Origin of the sequence: Aurantimonas sp. HBX-1 (genome assembly GCF_021391535.1) — a bacterium.
Lineage (GTDB): Bacteria > Pseudomonadota > Alphaproteobacteria > Rhizobiales > Rhizobiaceae > Aurantimonas.
The window spans coordinates 1,813,404-1,828,611 of record NZ_CP090066.1 but is presented as its reverse complement, the minus strand read 5'-3'; the positions used below and the strand labels follow the sequence as shown (position 1 = coordinate 1,828,611).

Here is a 15,208-nt window from a genome sequence, read left to right as displayed (position 1 = left end):
CACGTTCAGGCGGAAGCCTTGCCCGCCGGGGCTTTCCCGACCTTTCGGGACCGTGGCCTGGGAGCCGTCGCGGCGCGCCGCGACGCACCATCGGCGATAGAGATCCACCGCGCTGCCTCGTCGGCATCGTCGAGGGCACTGTCGGGGAAGCGGTAATAGGGCATCCGCGTCGGCATCCGGCCGGGCCGCGTATAGGTCCAGCGAGCCGATCCGGCTGCCTCGAAGAGCGGATCGGTTTCGGCGTCGCTCTTCAGGTACAACTCGTCGCGGAACACGAGGGCGACGATCCGTTCGCCGCTATAAATCCCCTGCCCGCCGAACAGCCGCCGGATCCGGACGTCCCCGAGCGAACCGAACAGGTCGTGGAGGTAATCCTCGTCCATTCCGCCACACCGCGGCTCCGGCGACGCCTCGGACGATCAGGCGCCGCGACCGGCGAGCGCGGCTAGATCCGCCTGCTTGAGCTCGACGGATTCGCCGCAGCCGCAGGCCGATGTCTGGTTCGGATTGCGGAAGGTGAAGCCGGAGCGCAGCACCGTCTCCTCGTAGTCCATCTCGGTGCCGAGAAGGAACAGCACCGCTTCGGGCGCGACGAACACCCGCGCGCCATCATGCTCGATCGCGTCCTCATTCGGCTTGGCCTCGCGGGCGAGGTCGATCGTGTACTCCATGCCGGCGCAGCCGCCCTTCTTGATGCCGACCCGCAGGCCGAGTGCATCCGCGCCCTGGGCCGCCAGAATGGCTTTCACCCGTTCGGCGGCGCTGTCGGTCATGCTCATGACGGTGAAGCGGCCCATGGCGGCGTCCTTTCGGCAGTCTGCAACTGGCTGATACTAGCAGAAAGATGGGTTGGCGGGCGAGACGGCGCAAGGCGAACGCAGCGTTCGGGACCAGGGCAGGCAAGGGCGGGGCTGTCAGCGGACCCAGAGGTTCCGCGACGCCAGTTCGGCCGCATGGCCGTCCGGGTCGCGGAAATAGAGGCTGTGGCCCCTGCCCTTCGGCCAGGCGATCTCGCTCTCGATCTCGACGTTGCAGGCACGAAGATGGCGTCGCCAGGCGTCGATGCTGTCGGGCGGAATCGCCAGCGCGAAGTGGGCAGGGCCGCTGCCGTCATGCGGTGGGATGATGCCGCCTGGCGTCTGCACCGGTTCCAGCGTCGAGCCGCGGGAGAAGAGAATGAGCACGGTGTCGTCCGGCATGCGGAACACCGTGATGCGCTCCTCCTCCAGCAGCGCATCGAGCCCCAGCACCTCGCGATAGAAGCGTCTGGCGCGTGCCATGTCCTCGACGTAGAGGCAGGTCTCCAGAAGCCCGGAAAGCGGCGGCGCCATGATCGACGGCGGCTCAGTACCAGCCGACGGCGACCTGGGCTTCCTCGCTCATGCGCTCCGGCGTCCACGGCGGGTCGAAGACGAGTTCGACCTTCACCTGACCGACCCCGTCGACCGAACTCACGGCGTTCTCGACCCAGATCGGCATCTCGCCGGCAACAGGGCAGCCCGGCGCGGTCAGGGTCATCTCGACATCGACATTGCGCTCGTCGTCGATGTCGATCTTGTAGATCAGGCCGAGCTCGTAGATGTCGGCCGGAATTTCCGGGTCGTAGACCGTCTTCAGCGCGCCGACGATGTCGTCGGTCAGCCGGGTCAGCTCCTCGGCCGGTATCGCCGAGACCGGCGCTTCCGCTCCCGACGCCAGTGCGACATTGGCGGCAGCCGTGTCCTCGACGGTCGGTGCTGCGAACTTGGTATCGGCTTCGTCGGTCATGCCATTCATCCTCAGGCGAAGAATCGCCGGGCCTTCTCGAGTGCCTCCGCGAGAAGGTCGATTTCCTCGAGCGTATTGTACATACCAAATGAGGCCCGGCATGTGGAGGTTGCGGCGAAACGCTTCAAGAGCGGCTGGGCGCAATGCGTGCCGGCGCGCACCGCGACGCCCTCGCGGTCGATCACCATCGACACGTCATGGGCGTGGATGCCCTCGAGGTCGAAGGAGACGATGGCGCCCTTCCCCGGCGCGTTGCCGTAGATGCGCAGCGAATTCACCGCCCGCAGCCGCTCGTGCGCATAGTCGCGCAGGCGTTCCTCGTGCGCGGCGATCGCCTCGCGGCCGATGCCGTTGACGTAATCGAGCGAGGCGCCGAGCCCGATCGCCTGGACGATCGGCGGCGTGCCCGCCTCGAAGCGGTGCGGCGGGGCGTTGTAGGTGACCATCTCCTCGGTGACCTCGACGATCATCTCGCCGCCGCCGTTGAAGGGCTGCATGCGCTCCAGCATGTCGCGCTTGCCGTAGAGAACGCCGATGCCGGTCGGCCCGTACAGCTTGTGGCCGGTGAAGACGTAGAAGTCACAGTCGAGGTCCTGGACGTCGACCGGCAGGTGCACGGCACCCTGGCTGCCGTCGACGAGAACCGGGATGTTCTTGGCGTGCGCCAGCGCCGCGACCGCCTTCACATCCACCACCGTGCCGAGCACGTTGGACATGTGGGTGGTGGCGATCAGCTTGGTGCGCGGGGTGATCGCCCGTTCGAAATCCGCGATGTCGATCGAGCCGTCGTCGGCGACCGGCACGAACACCAGCCTGGCGCCCTTGCGCTCGCGGATGAAGTGCCAGGGGATGATGTTGGAGTGGTGCTCCATGATCGTCAGCACGATCTCGTCGCCCTCGCCGATTTCCTGCATGCCGTAGCCATAGGCGACCAGGTTGATCGCCTCGGTGGCCGAGCGGGTGAAGACGATCTCCTCCGGGGTCGGGGCGTTGAGGAACGCGGCGACCTTGCCGCGCGCCGCCTCGAATTCCTCGGTGGCGCGGTTCGACAGGAAATGCAGGCCGCGATGGACGTTGGAATAGTCCTCGCTATAGGCCTTCTGGACCGCGTCCAGCATCGCCTTCGGCTTCTGGGCGGAAGCGCCGCTGTCGAGATAGACGAGCGGCTTGCCGTAGACCTGCTTCGACAGGATCGGGAAGTCGCGGCGCACGGCCGCCACGTCGTAGGCGGCGGGGGCGGCGCTGTCGCGGGCGATGGCTTCGGCCTTCATGGACGACGGACTCCATTTGCGGGTGCGGCTTTATCCGCAAGACGGCGCGGGGCCTTCCGGCCCTGCCGCGCCATCGCGATCGGCGAGCCGATCAATGACTGCGGGCGAGCCAGGCGTCGATGCGCTGCATCAGCGCATCCTCGACCGCCTCGTCCTCGAGTTCCTCGACCACTTCCGCAACGAAAGCCTTGACCAGCAGCGCCCGGGCGATTGGTTCCGGGATGCCCCGGGACATCAGGTAGAACAGATGGTCGGGGTTGATCTCGCCAGCCGTGGCGCCGTGGCCGCACTGCACGTCGTCGGCGAAGATCTCGAGCTCGGGTTTGGCCAGGAACTCGCCGTCGTCAGCCAGGAGCAGCGTGTTGCACGCCATCTTGGCGTCGGTCTTCTGCGCCTCGCGGGCGACCTTGATCATGCCCTGGAAAACGCCGCGGCCGCCGGTCAGGATGTTGCGGAAGGTCTCGGTCGCCTTGGTGTTCTCGAAGGTGTGGCGCAGCGTCGTGGTGACGTCGATATGCTGGCCGGCCTCGAGCAGGTTGATGCCGCGGATCTTGATCTCGGCGCCCTCGCCCGCCGTCTGCGCATGCACCTCGTAGCGCACCAGTGCGCCGCCGGCATTCAGCACGAACAGCGTGAACAGCGCGCCTTCACCGACCGTGACGTTCAGCTGGCCGAGATGGCTGGCGGAGGCGCCCTTCTCCTGGTCGACGATCCACGTGACGCGCGCGCCGGCACGGATTTCCAGATGCGACACGCCGGTGGAGGGCGCGCCCTCGCCTTCGAGCCGCTCGACGAAGGTCGCCGTCGCCCCGGCACCCACCGTGCAGCGCACGAAGCCGTGGGAGCGGCTGCCGGCGCGGGCCCGCAGTTCGACCGGCGCGGCGAGCGCCACGCCGCTGGCCACGGCAACGTCTACCGCCGACGCGCCGAAGGCGGCGTTCAGCATGCGGACCGTGTCGAGGCCGCGGTCGAGATGGTTGGGCGTCGTCTGCCAGTCGGCGGTCTCGGCCGATCGCGCCACGGTCAGGCCGTTGAGCGCGTGGCCGGCGTCCGGCGCGTCGAAATCAACGACGTGGCTGCCCGCCAACAACGGCGCGAGGATCGCGCCCGACGCGTCGGCGGCCGGTTGGACGGCCGTCTCAGCCTGCCGCCCCATCAGATTGCGCAGGTCGGTATAATGCCACGCCTCGATGCGGCGATGCGGCAGGCCCTCGCGGCGCAGTGCCTCGACGGCTGCCTGCGACGCGGCGCCGGTCTCGCCATCTGCGGCGATCTCGATCAGCGCCGATTCGGCTGGGGTCCGGGGTCTCAGCTGATGCACCGTCATGGTCACGCAGCCTCGCCGATGATCTGGCTGTAGCCCTCGTTCTCGAGCTGCAGGGCCAGGTCCTTGCCGCCAGACCGAATGATGCGGCCCTTGTAGAGCACGTGCACCGTGTCGGGCACGATGTAGTCGAGCAGGCGCTGGTAGTGGGTGATTACCAGGAAGGCGCGTTCCGGCGAGCGCAGCGCGTTGACGCCGTCGGCGACTATCTTCAGCGCGTCGATGTCGAGGCCGGAATCGGTCTCGTCCATGACGCAGAGCTTCGGCTCGAGCAGCGCCATCTGCAGGATCTCGGCGCGCTTCTTCTCGCCGCCGGAGAAGCCGACGTTCAGCGGCCGCTTCAGCATGGCCATGTCGATCTTGAGATCGGCGGCGGCCGCCTTGACCCGGCGGATGAAGTCCGGGGTCGTCATCTCGCCCTCGCCGCGCGCCTTGCGCTGCGAGTTGAGCGCCGTCTTCAGGAACGTCATGGTCGGCACGCCCGGGATCTCCAGCGGATACTGGAAGGCCAGGAAAACGCCGGTAGCGGCGCGCTCGGCCGGATCCATCTCGAGGATCGACTCGCCGTTGTAGAGGATGTCGCCCTCGGTGACCTCGTAGTCCTCGTGGCCGGCGATGATGTAGGACAGCGTCGACTTGCCAGAGCCGTTGGGGCCCATGATCGCCGCGACCTCGCCGGCGGCGACCCTCAGGTCGACGCCTCGGAGGATTTCGGTGCCCTCGTCGGCGACGCGGGCGTGAAGGTTCTTGATTTCCAGCATTTTCGTTCCTGCGATCAATAGCTGCGCAGATCGCGCAATTCGTAGTGTTGGGAGCGTTCGTCGAAGCGCTTCAGGACGCGCCGCGCCTCGTCGGGGACGTAGCTGCGCTCATGGTCATCGCCGACGAAGGCCTTCACGTTGTCGATGGAATCGAATTCCATGATGGTGACGAACTCGACCTCGTCGGCAAGCGGGCGACGCAGCACCTCGATGCGGCGGAACCCGGGTATCGCCTTGCCCTCGATGCCCTTGATCACCTCCGAGCGGAGGATCGATTCGTAGGTGTCGGCGTTTTCCGGCGTCGTATATCCATGCCAGATCCGCTTGATCATCCCACGGAGCCCTCGAGGCTGATGCCGATCAGCTTCTGCGCCTCGACGGCGAACTCCATCGGCAGCTGCTGGATGACGTCCTTGACGAAGCCGTTGACGATCAGCGCGACCGCCTCCTCCTCCGGGATGCCGCGCTGCATGCAGTAGAACAGCTGGTCGTCGGAGATCTTCGACGTGGTCGCCTCGTGCTCGAACTGCGCCGTGGCATTGCGCGCCTCGATATAGGGCACGGTGTGGGCGCCGCAGTCGTTTCCGATCAGCAGCGAGTCGCACTGGGTGAAGTTGCGGGCGTTGGACGCCTTGCGGTTGGCAGTGACCTGGCCGCGATAGGTGTTGTTGGACTGGCCCGCCGAGATGCCCTTGGAGATGATCCGGCTGGTGGTGTTCTTGCCGAGGTGGATCATCTTGGTGCCGCTGTCGATCTGCTGGCGGCCGTTGGACACCGCGATCGAGTAGAACTCGCCGCGGGAATTGTCGCCGCGCAGGATGCAGGACGGGTATTTCCAGGTGATCGCCGAGCCGGTCTCGACCTGCGTCCACGAGATCCGCGAGTTCTTGCCGCGGCAGTCGCCCCGCTTGGTGACGAAATTGTAGATGCCGCCCTTGCCGTCCTTGTCGCCGGGGTACCAGTTCTGCACCGTCGAGTACTTGATCTCGGCGTCGTCCAGCGCGATCAGCTCGACCACCGCCGCATGCAGCTGGTTCTCGTCGCGCTGCGGCGCCGTGCAGCCTTCCAGATAGGAGACGTAGGAGCCCTCGTCCGCGATGATCAGCGTCCGCTCGAACTGGCCGGTGTTCTTCTCGTTGATGCGGAAATAGGTCGAGAGCTCCATCGGGCAGCGCACGCCCTTCGGCACGTAGACGAAGGAGCCGTCGGTGAAGACCGCCGAGTTCATCGTCGCGAAGAAATTGTCCGACACCGGCACGACCGAGCCGAGATATTTCTTCACCAGTTCCGGGTGCTCGCGGATCGCCTCGGAGATCGGCATGAAGATCACGCCGGCCTTCTGCAGCTCCTTCTTGAAGGTCGTGGCCACCGAGACCGAATCGAACACGGCGTCAACGGCGACGCGGTGCTCGGCCGCCGCGATGAGCTCGCCGTCGTCGTCATATTGCGGCGCTGGCGCCGGCTTCACGACGCCGGCGAGAATCTCCTGCTCGCGCAGCGGGATGCCAAGCTTCTCGTAGGTCCGCAGGATCTCCGGATCCACCTCGTCCAGCGAGGCCGGTCCCGACATCGACTTCGGCGCCGCGTAATAGTGGATGTCCTGGAAGTCGATCTCCGGATAGTCGAGCCGCGCCCAGGAGGGGCTCTCCATCGTCTTCCAGCGCTCGAAGGCTTCCAGCCGCCATGCCAGCATCCATTCCGGCTCGCGCTTCTTGGCCGAGATCAGGCGGATGATGTCCTCGTTCAGCCCCTTCGGGGCGACGTCCATCTCGATGAGGGTCTCGAAACCGTATTTGTACTGGTCGACGTCGATCTTGCGGACCTGGTCGATGGTTTCCTGGACTGCGGGCATTGGTAAGTCTCCATCCTCGCCGGATTCAAGGTCCGGTGGTCGGTGCGATCGTGGCCCGGAAGGCCGCGACGCGACGCTGTACATAGCGACGGTGCACCCGCTTTTTTAGGGCGTCGCACCGTCAGGCAAGTTCGGCGGCTTACGCCGCCCGTTCGTGGCTCTCCCGCCCGCGCCGTCGCTCGGCGAGGGCGACATAGGCATTGGCGAACCGGTCGAGATCGGCTTCGCTCGTGTCGTAGCCGAAGCTGACGCGCAACGCACCCTCCTCAGCGGAGGCTGCGAGGCCGCTGGCCAACATCGCCTCGATGACGTGGCTGCGGCCGACCTTGCCCGACGAGCAGGCCGAGCCGGACGAGACGGCGATGCCGGAAAGATCGAGCGCCATCTGCGCCGTCTCGGCGCGCAAACCGGGCAGCGCCAGGGCAACCGTGTTGGGCAGCCGCTCGGCACCGGCTCCGAGGACAACGGCGTCCGGCACGCGCTGCCGTATCGCCGCCTCCAGATACTCCCGCAGGTGCATCAGCAGGCCTGGTTCGGCGGCGAGACGCATCGTTGCGGCGCGCACGGCCGCGCCGAGGCTGGCGATCGCCGCGACCGATTCCGTGCCAGCGCGCCGGCCGCCTTCCTGGCCGCCCCCGCGCAGCAGCGGCAGCGGCCGGGTCGCATTGGTCCGCAGGATCAGCGCACCGACGCCCTTCAGCGCTCCGAGCTTGTGGCCGGAGATCAGCAGCGCGTCGGCGTCGAGCGCCGCAATATCCACCGGTACCCGTCCGAGCGCCTGGACCGCGTCGACGACGAGGCGGACGTTTTGACCGGCGATGACCGGGCGGATGCGGTCGATCGGCTGCATGACCCCGGTCTCGGAATTGCCCAGCGTCAGGGCCAGCACACCGGGCCGCTCCGCATCGCAGCGTGCCGCAAATTCCGCGAGCGCGCCGAAATCGACGACCCCGTCCGCGTCCACCGGTAGCCGCGTCACGGCTTCGGCGTCGAACCGCCCGCCCTCGCGGATGCAGGGATGGTCGGTGTCCAGCACGGCGAGCGCGACCTGCCGGGTCTCGACGTCGTCGATCAGCCAAAGCGGCGACAGCGCCATCGTCGCCGCCTCGGTGGCGCCGCTGGTGAAGATGACGTTCTGCGGCGACGCACCGACCGCCGCGGCGACGGCACGCCGGGCGTCCTCGACGAGGGCGCGTGCGCGGCGCCCTTCGGCGTGGACGGAAGACGGGTTCGCGGCATCCAGCGTCGCCGTCGCCGCCGCGCGCGCTTCCGCCAGCAGCGGGGCGCCGGCATTGAAGTCGAGATAGAGGCGCGGCTCACCTGCGGTCATGCGCTCTCTCTTGCGGGTCTGAATCGGCCGAAACAACAGGCAGCGGCTCAAAAATCTTGAATTTTCACGAGCGGCCGGACTACAAGACGCCTTCAAGGACGCGCTGTAGTTTATAATCGTTCTAAACTGGAGCTTACGGGACCAGTTAGGCCGCGTCAAGCAGCGTCCCGCCGAGCAATGATGCTCGCCAAGGAAGATAATATGCCCGAAGTGATCTTCACAGGCCCTGCCGGCCGCCTCGAAGGCCGTTACCAGGCCGCCAAGGAGAAGAACGCCCCCATCGCGATCGTGCTGCATCCGCATCCGCGGTTCGGCGGGACGATGAACAACCAGATCGTCTACCAGCTGTTCTACATGTTCGTGGAGCGCGGCTTCACCACGTTGCGGTTCAATTTCCGCGGCATCGGCCGCAGCCAGGGCGAGTTCGACCACGGCAGCGGCGAACTGTCGGACGCCGCGTCGGCGCTGGACTGGGTGCAGAGCCTGCATCCCGATTCCAAGCAGTGCTGGGTCGCCGGCTATTCGTTCGGCGCGTGGATCGGCATGCAGCTCCTGATGCGCCGGCCGGAGATCGAGGGCTTCATGTCGATCTCGCCGCAGCCCAATTCCTACGACTTCTCGTTCCTGGCGCCCTGCCCGTCCTCCGGCCTGATCATCCATGGCGACAAGGACAAGGTCGGACCGCCGAAGGACGTGCAGACCCTGGTCGACAAGCTGAAGACCCAGAAGGGCATCATCATCACCCAGAAGACGCTGGAAGGTGCGAACCACTTCTACACCGACCACACCGAGCAGCTGATGGCCGAATGCGCCGACTATCTGGACCGGCGCCTGGCCGGCGAGCTGTCGGATCCGCGGCCGAAGCGCCTGCGCTGATCCGTCGCCGGACCTAGACGGCGGCGCTTCGCGGCGCCGGCGACGGCGTGGCGAGGACGCCGCCGGTCACCGGCTCCCGGCAGCCGGTCGTCGTCGGCCAGGTGAGCGGCCGTCCGTCGAGCGAGCGGACCGCAAGATAGGCCCAGGCCTCGGCCTCCATCGCGTCGCCGTCGAAACCGGCAGCCTCGGCGCTGATCACTTCAGCGTCGGGGCCCGCCCCCTCGGCGAGGTCGGCCATGATCGCCGGGTGTCGCCGCCCGCCGCCGCAGACGATCCACAGCTTCGGCTTCTCCGGGAAATGCCGGGCGGCCTTCAGGATCGCCTGTGCCGAGACGAAGCAGAGCGTGCGCGCCACGTCCTCCAGCGACCCGGCGTCTGGCGCCGGCACGGCGAAATCGAAGCGATCGAGCGACTTCGGCACCTTGCGGTCGAAGAAGTCCGCCGAGAGATATTCGTCAGCGAGCCCCCGCAGGATACCGCCTTCGCTGGCGATGGCGCCGTTCTGGTCGAAGGCGATTCCGGCCTCTCGCTCCAGCCACTGATCCAGCAGCGCGTTGCCCGGACCGGAATCAAAGGCGATCGGGTCGTTCTCGCCGTCGAGATAGGTGACGTTCGAGATGCCGCCGATATTGACGAAGACGACCGGCAGCGCGGCGTGTTCACCCGGCCGGTTCGCCGCTAGCGCCGCGTGATAGGCCGGCACCAGCGGAGCGCCCTGTCCGCCTTCCCGCATGTCGCGGGCCCGCATGTCATAGACGACCGGGCGGCCGAGGCGTTCGGCCAGCAGCCCGCCGTCGCCGAGCTGCACGGTCAGTGCCCGTTCCGGCCGGTGCAGCACGGTCTGTCCGTGGAAGCCGACGACGTCGACCGATACCGGATCGATTTGCGCGTCGTCGAGGAAGCGTTCGACGGCGGCGGCGTGGCGAAGCGTCAGCTCGGTCTCCAGCGCGCTGAGATCGCCGGGGCGCTCGTCGCGATGCGCCAGCCCCTTGGCCGCCTCGAGCCCGGCTGCCAGCCGCCGCCGGAACGCCGCCTCGTAAGGGTAGACCCGCGCCGGACCGCGGATCACGATGGCCTCGCCGTCGGTGTCGAGCAGCGCGACGTCGATCCCGTCGAGGGATGTGCCGCTCATCAGGCCGATCGCGCGGCGTCGTCTCGTTCCGGTCAAAATCGGCTCCGCATCTGGAAATGTCGCTCAGGGCTGGTAAACGGCTTCGACCGACGAGGGAACCAGCGTTCCCCTGAACCCTACAGGATCATCATCCCATGGCCCGCTTCAAGTCCGAGTTCCTGGCGACGCTCGCGGAACGTGGCTTCATCCACCAGGCCTCCGACGAGACCGGTCTCGACGACCTCTTCGCCCGCGAGACGGTGACCGGCTACATCGGCTTCGACCCGACGGCAGCAAGCCTGCATGTCGGCTCGCTGATGCAGATCATGATGCTGCACTGGATGCAGAAGACCGGCCATCGCCCGATCGCGCTGATGGGCGGCGGCACCGGCATGATCGGCGATCCGTCCTTCAAGGACGAGGCGCGCAAGCTGCAGACGCCGGAGGGCATCGCCGCCAATCTCGCCGGGATCAAGCGCTCCTTCGAGCGCTACCTCCGCTTCGGCGAGGGGCAGCAGGACGCGATGATGGTCGACAACGCCGACTGGCTGATGGACATCAACTACGTCGCGTTCCTGCGCGACGTCGGCCGGCACTTCTCGGTCAACCGCATGCTGTCCTTCGACTCGGTGAAGCTGCGGCTCGACCGCGAGCAGTCGCTGTCGTTCCTCGAGTTCAACTACATGATCCTGCAGGCCTACGACTATGTCGAGCTGAGCCGGCGCTACGACTGCCGGCTGCAGATGGGCGGCTCCGACCAGTGGGGCAACATCATCAACGGCATCGATCTCGGCCACCGCATGGGCACGCCGCAGCTCTACGCCCTCACCTCGCCGCTGCTGACGACATCGTCCGGCGCCAAGATGGGCAAGACCGCGAGCGGCGCAATCTGGCTGAACGCCGACATGCTCAGCCCCTACGATTTCTGGCAGTACTGGCGGAACACCGAAGACGCCGACGTCGGGCGCTTCCTCAAGCTCTACACCACGCTGCCGCTGGACGAGATCGCCCGGCTGGAAGCCCTCGGCGGCTCGGAGATCAACGAGGCCAAGAAGGTGCTGGCGAGCCAGGTCACCGCGATGCTGCACGGCGAGGCCGCTGCTGACGAGGCGTCGGAGACGGCGCGCAAGACCTTCGAGGAAGGCACCGTCGCCGACACGCTGCCGACCGTCGAGGTCGATCCGGCGGAGCTGCGGGACGGCATCGGTATCCTGTCGCTGATCGTTTCGGCGGGTCTCGCCGCGTCGAACGGCGAGGCACGTCGCTCGATCAAGGGCGGCGCCGTCCGCCTCAACGACCAGCCGGTGGCGGACGAGCGTCTGACGATCGGCCACGACGACCTGAAGGACGGCGTCGCCAAACTGTCGGTCGGGCGCAAGAAGCACGTTCTCGTCCGTCCGGCCGCGTAGCGCGCCGACGAAGGAGTCGTCGATCAGTACTCGAAGATCCGCCGGAAGATCCCCGGCGCGATCGCCGAGATCGGATTGACGGCGAGCGTCGGGTCGCCGAACGGCCCGGCGAGCCGGTAGGTGATCCCGATCAGCCCACCTTCGGCGCCGTTGCCGAGGATGCCGCCGACGAAGGGTATGGCGCCGAACAGCCGGTTGACGCCATAGGCCGGCATGAACGAGCCGGACATGTCGATCTGCCGTGCGGCATCGTAGAGGACCCCCTCGAAGCTCGAGCCGAAGATCGGGCCGCGCAGGATGCCGTCATAGGCGACCAGGCGGCTGCCGTCCCAGGAGAGGCCTGTCGAGGCGGTGTCGAAATAGGCCTGCGAGACCTCGAGGTCGCGGCCGAGCGCGCCAGCGAGCGTGTTCGGGTCGGCGCGCGACGTGCCGACCAGGCTGGCGAGCCGGGGCTCCCCGACGATCGTGAAGTCGCGCAACTGCAGCGGTCCGCTGATCCGCCCGTCGGCGTTTCCCGACAGACGCAGTGTCAGCGAGCCGCCGGCCATCCGCTTGTAGAGGCCGGCGAAGCGCAGCAGTGCCCCGGCGTCGCCGGCGTTGAGCCGGATGGCACGGCCACTCTCGCCGGGCTCCACCGCGAGGTTCACCGGGTTGCCGCGCGGTGTCGTGGCGGTCAGCGACGCCGCAAGGCCGGAGCGGCCACCGCTGCGGTAGCTGATGGCGGCGTCGCGCAGTTCCTCGCCGTCGAAACCGAGCAGCCGGTCGACCTTGACGGATACTGCCAGGGGGCCGCCGGCGCCGGACTTGCCGGAGGCGGTCCAGTCGGATTTCAGGCGACCGAGCAGGGCCCGCGCGTCGAGACTGCTGCCGGTGACCGTGACGGTGTAGCCGGCGTCGGCCTTCTCGATCGTCGCAGCCACCGAATCGTCGCGGTTGAAGGCCGCCTGCTTCAGTTCGATGCGGCGCAGGCCGGCGGAATCGAACGCCGCGCTTCCCGACGCGGAGAACCCCTCGCCCTTCAGCTCGGCGGCCGAAACCACGACCCGGTCGCCGTCCATCGCCAGCTCGAACTCGAGGGTCGCCGCAACGCCCGGCCCCTTGCTCCAGCCGATGGCCGGCAGCGAAAGGCGGGCCGAGCCGAGATCCACCGATCCGAGGAAGTGATCGCCGGCGCGGGTCAGCCGGGCCGACACGGGCCCGTCGACCACGTCTCCGAGCGCCGGCAGCAGGGATTTCACCTGCGCGCCTTCCAGCGAGGCGGTGACGGTCAGGCTCGGCTCGCCCACCGGATCCGGCGCCAGCGGCTGCGCGAAGTTGATGGTCGCCGGCACGCCGTCGACGGTCGCCTCGACGTCGCCGATGGCCGAACCCGGGGCGAGGCTGACGATGCCGGTCACCCCGGTGATCGTGCGCCCCGCGATCTGGCGCTTCAGCTCCACCGATTCGAGGTCGGCCATGACCGACCAGCTTTCCAGACGCACAGGGCGCTCGGCCGGCGCCGTGGCGGGGCCTGCCGGGAGCGGCGGCCGGGGTATGCTGAAGGCGACGCCCACGCCGAGTTCCGCGCGTCCGGCGACGTCTTCGGCCCGCCAGTCCAACTTGCCGAGCGCCCGCACCGGATCGCGGTCCGCCAGCTCCAGCAGCGTTGCCGCGTCGCCGGCCAGGTTGAGCGACAGGAGAGCCGCCGTGCCGTCGTCGGTGCGACCGAACTCGATCGACGACGGCATGACGGTGACGTCCGCCTGGTCGCGCAGCGCGGCGGAATCGACGCTGACGACCGTCGTTCCGCCCTTCGCCTCGATGCGGCCGGAAGCGGCCTCCACCGCCGGCATCGCGCCGAGGGTGCGGAACGATACGTCCGCAAGGTTGAGCGCCATGCCAAACTCCTGCGCGGTCGGGCCGGCATCCGGCGTGATGATCGCGGCGAGCCGTTGCATGCTGAGGTCGAGCCGGATGGAACCGCTCGTGACGGCGCCGCCGGATTCCAGATGCGCCAGGACCCAGTTGCGGGCGCCGTCGGCGAGGAAGAACGGCCAGAACGCCTTGACGTCGGGAACGGCAAGGTCGCTGGCGGCAACCGACAGTTCCAGCCGGTCCGTGGCATCGAAACCGCCGAGCGCTCCCTGCCCGGAAAGCTCCCCGGCACCGGCCTTCAGCACAAGGCTCTCGAGGTCGAACCGGGCGGTGGCAGGATCGACGCGGCCGCCGAGGGTCAGCGCCGCCGAACGCACATCCTTCGCGTCGCTGCCGATCGTCGAGGTCAGGCGCGTGGTGGCGATCCGTACCGGGAGTCCGCCGTCCGCATCGGGGACGAGACCGATCCGCCCGCCGAATGCCGCATGCGCCTCGCCGAAATCGATCGCGCCGTCGTGCAGAAGGAGGTCGTCGCCATCTTCCCGCAGGGTGATCGTCAGGGACCCCGAGGGGATCGCCACGGACTGGCGGCCCCGGAACGTGCCGTCCTGCATGGCGACCGTCGCATCGAGTTGGCGCGCCCCGCCCTCACCCTGCATCGCCACGCGCAGCGTCGCGGGAATCATGATTTCCGGATTGGCCGGCGCGTCGGAGGGCTCCCGGACGCCGTTGCCGAGCGTCACCCGAGAGGTCTCCAGACGCAGTCCGGCGACCGCCTGGCCACTCTCGTCGAGTTGTGCTTCGCCCGACACCGAAACTTCCTGCCCGTCGAGATCGCCGCTGCTCTCCAGCGTGAACTGTCCGGTGCCGGATTTGCGGATTGTCAGTTCCCCGATCCGGCCGAATTCCGGCGCGCCAATAACGGTCAGGTCCGACAGCCGGAGCCGCCGCAGGCCGGTCCGGTCGATATCGCGCAGCGACCGGTCGAGCGCGGCGAAGATCGCCTCGGGCTTCGGCATTTCGCCCGCCGGCTGCCGGGCGAACACGTCGGAGGCAACGCGGACGCCGGCGACGCTCACCCGGTCGACGACGAGGCCGTCGCCGAGGATGGCGCCGAGGCCGATACCCACGCCGATGCGCTCCGCGGTCGCCATGACCGCCCTGGTGCGCCGGTCGCGCACGCTGACGTCGGCGAAGCGCAGGCCCAGCCCCGCCGCCGGGTCGAATCCCACTTTCTGGCGGTCCATCTCGACGATGAAATCCGGGCCGAGCGCCGTGGAGACGATCCGTTCGGTCTGCGCCTCCAGCAATTCCTGCCCGGTCTGCGTCCAGAGCAGCAGGCCGAGGCCCGCGGCCGCGACCACCAGCAGGATGATCGCAAAGCTCGCGATGCCGGCCAGCGTGCGGACGGCCGTCCTCATCGACGCCACGCCGTGACGGCCGCCGGGGCGCGGCTGGCAGCCACTGCTGGGTTCAGGCTTGCCCGCACGCCGGCAGCTCCCTTAATTGCCGGCCTGACGATGCCAGGCGACGGACGCCGATCGTCGAACCCCGGTGGAGGCGACCGCATGCGCGCACGTGACGGCGTGTCGCCCAATTCACGGCTTGCAGACCGGGGTCGATCTGTCCGACATGACCTTCCGTCGTTCCCCA

Annotated in this window: 14 protein-coding genes; 2 read left to right on the top strand and 12 right to left on the bottom strand. The window is 68.0% G+C overall.

Translation table 11 applies throughout. The features are described from left to right. Nucleotides 1–5: 5 nt before the first annotated feature. The 10 genes from LXB15_RS08660 to LXB15_RS08615 form a co-directional block, all read right to left on the bottom strand. Entirely contained in the window at nucleotides 6–383 is a 378-nt protein-coding gene (locus LXB15_RS08660) for a TfoX/Sxy family protein (protein ID WP_233952482.1), read from the bottom strand. A 36-nt stretch (nucleotides 384–419) separates the two neighbouring features. Then, nucleotides 420–797: a Fe-S cluster assembly scaffold SufA gene (gene sufA / locus LXB15_RS08655; RefSeq protein WP_233952479.1), complete on the bottom strand. Its 378-nt coding sequence runs from the start codon at nucleotides 795–797 to the stop codon at nucleotides 420–422. Nucleotides 798–914: 117 nt separating this feature from the next. After that, a complete protein-coding gene (locus tag LXB15_RS08650; RefSeq protein ID WP_233952473.1) occupies nucleotides 915–1,331 on the bottom strand; it encodes a VOC family protein in 417 nt (138 codons plus the stop codon). 13 nt (nucleotides 1,332–1,344) lie between these two features. Beyond that, nucleotides 1,345–1,767 (bottom strand): SUF system Fe-S cluster assembly protein, encoded by a 423-nt coding sequence (locus LXB15_RS08645; RefSeq protein WP_233952471.1) that lies wholly within the window; start codon nucleotides 1,765–1,767, stop codon nucleotides 1,345–1,347. A gap of 11 nt (nucleotides 1,768–1,778) precedes the next feature. Continuing rightward, nucleotides 1,779–3,038: a cysteine desulfurase gene (locus LXB15_RS08640; RefSeq protein ID WP_233952467.1), complete on the bottom strand. Its 1,260-nt coding sequence runs from the start codon at nucleotides 3,036–3,038 to the stop codon at nucleotides 1,779–1,781. A gap of 91 nt (nucleotides 3,039–3,129) precedes the next feature. Continuing rightward, a complete protein-coding gene (gene sufD / locus LXB15_RS08635; protein ID WP_233953097.1) occupies nucleotides 3,130–4,365 on the bottom strand; it encodes a Fe-S cluster assembly protein SufD in 1,236 nt (411 codons plus the stop codon). Between the two features lie 2 nt (nucleotides 4,366–4,367). Beyond that, nucleotides 4,368–5,123, bottom strand: coding sequence for a Fe-S cluster assembly ATPase SufC (sufC, locus tag LXB15_RS08630; protein ID WP_233952465.1), 756 nt, complete (start codon nucleotides 5,121–5,123; stop codon nucleotides 4,368–4,370). A 14-nt stretch (nucleotides 5,124–5,137) separates the two neighbouring features. Further along, on the bottom strand, nucleotides 5,138–5,455 hold the full coding sequence (locus tag LXB15_RS08625) for an antibiotic biosynthesis monooxygenase (RefSeq protein ID WP_233952461.1): 318 nt from the start codon (nucleotides 5,453–5,455) through the stop codon (nucleotides 5,138–5,140). Further along, nucleotides 5,452–6,975, bottom strand: coding sequence for a Fe-S cluster assembly protein SufB (gene sufB, locus LXB15_RS08620; RefSeq protein WP_233952457.1), 1,524 nt, complete (start codon nucleotides 6,973–6,975; stop codon nucleotides 5,452–5,454). The genes LXB15_RS08625 and sufB overlap by 4 nt, the downstream gene beginning before the upstream one ends. Before the next feature lie 139 nt (nucleotides 6,976–7,114). Then, nucleotides 7,115–8,305, bottom strand: a complete 1,191-nt coding sequence (locus tag LXB15_RS08615) for a cysteine desulfurase family protein (protein ID WP_233952453.1) — start codon at nucleotides 8,303–8,305, stop codon at nucleotides 7,115–7,117. 201 nt (nucleotides 8,306–8,506) lie between these two features. On the opposite strand from LXB15_RS08615, the gene LXB15_RS08610 reads away from it, so the two are divergent. Next, nucleotides 8,507–9,181 carry an alpha/beta hydrolase gene (locus tag LXB15_RS08610; protein WP_233952450.1) on the top strand — a complete coding sequence of 225 codons (675 nt, stop codon included), beginning with the start codon at nucleotides 8,507–8,509 and terminating at the stop codon, nucleotides 9,179–9,181. Nucleotides 9,182–9,194: 13 nt separating this feature from the next. Here the strand turns inward: LXB15_RS08610 and LXB15_RS08605 are convergent, their stop codons facing one another. Continuing rightward, nucleotides 9,195–10,349 carry an anhydro-N-acetylmuramic acid kinase gene (locus tag LXB15_RS08605; protein WP_255696809.1) on the bottom strand — a complete coding sequence of 385 codons (1,155 nt, stop codon included), beginning with the start codon at nucleotides 10,347–10,349 and terminating at the stop codon, nucleotides 9,195–9,197. Between the two features lie 98 nt (nucleotides 10,350–10,447). Here LXB15_RS08605 and tyrS point away from each other — a divergent pair, with 98 nt between their 5' ends. After that, the gene (tyrS, locus tag LXB15_RS08600) at nucleotides 10,448–11,701 is read left to right on the top strand and encodes a tyrosine--tRNA ligase (RefSeq protein ID WP_233952444.1); all 1,254 of its coding nucleotides are present in this window, start codon (nucleotides 10,448–10,450) and stop codon (nucleotides 11,699–11,701) included. 23 nt (nucleotides 11,702–11,724) lie between these two features. Here tyrS and LXB15_RS08595 read toward each other — a convergent pair whose 3' ends face one another. After that, nucleotides 11,725–14,976: a hypothetical protein gene (locus tag LXB15_RS08595; RefSeq protein WP_233952441.1), complete on the bottom strand. Its 3,252-nt coding sequence runs from the start codon at nucleotides 14,974–14,976 to the stop codon at nucleotides 11,725–11,727. Nucleotides 14,977–15,208 lie beyond the last annotated feature (232 nt).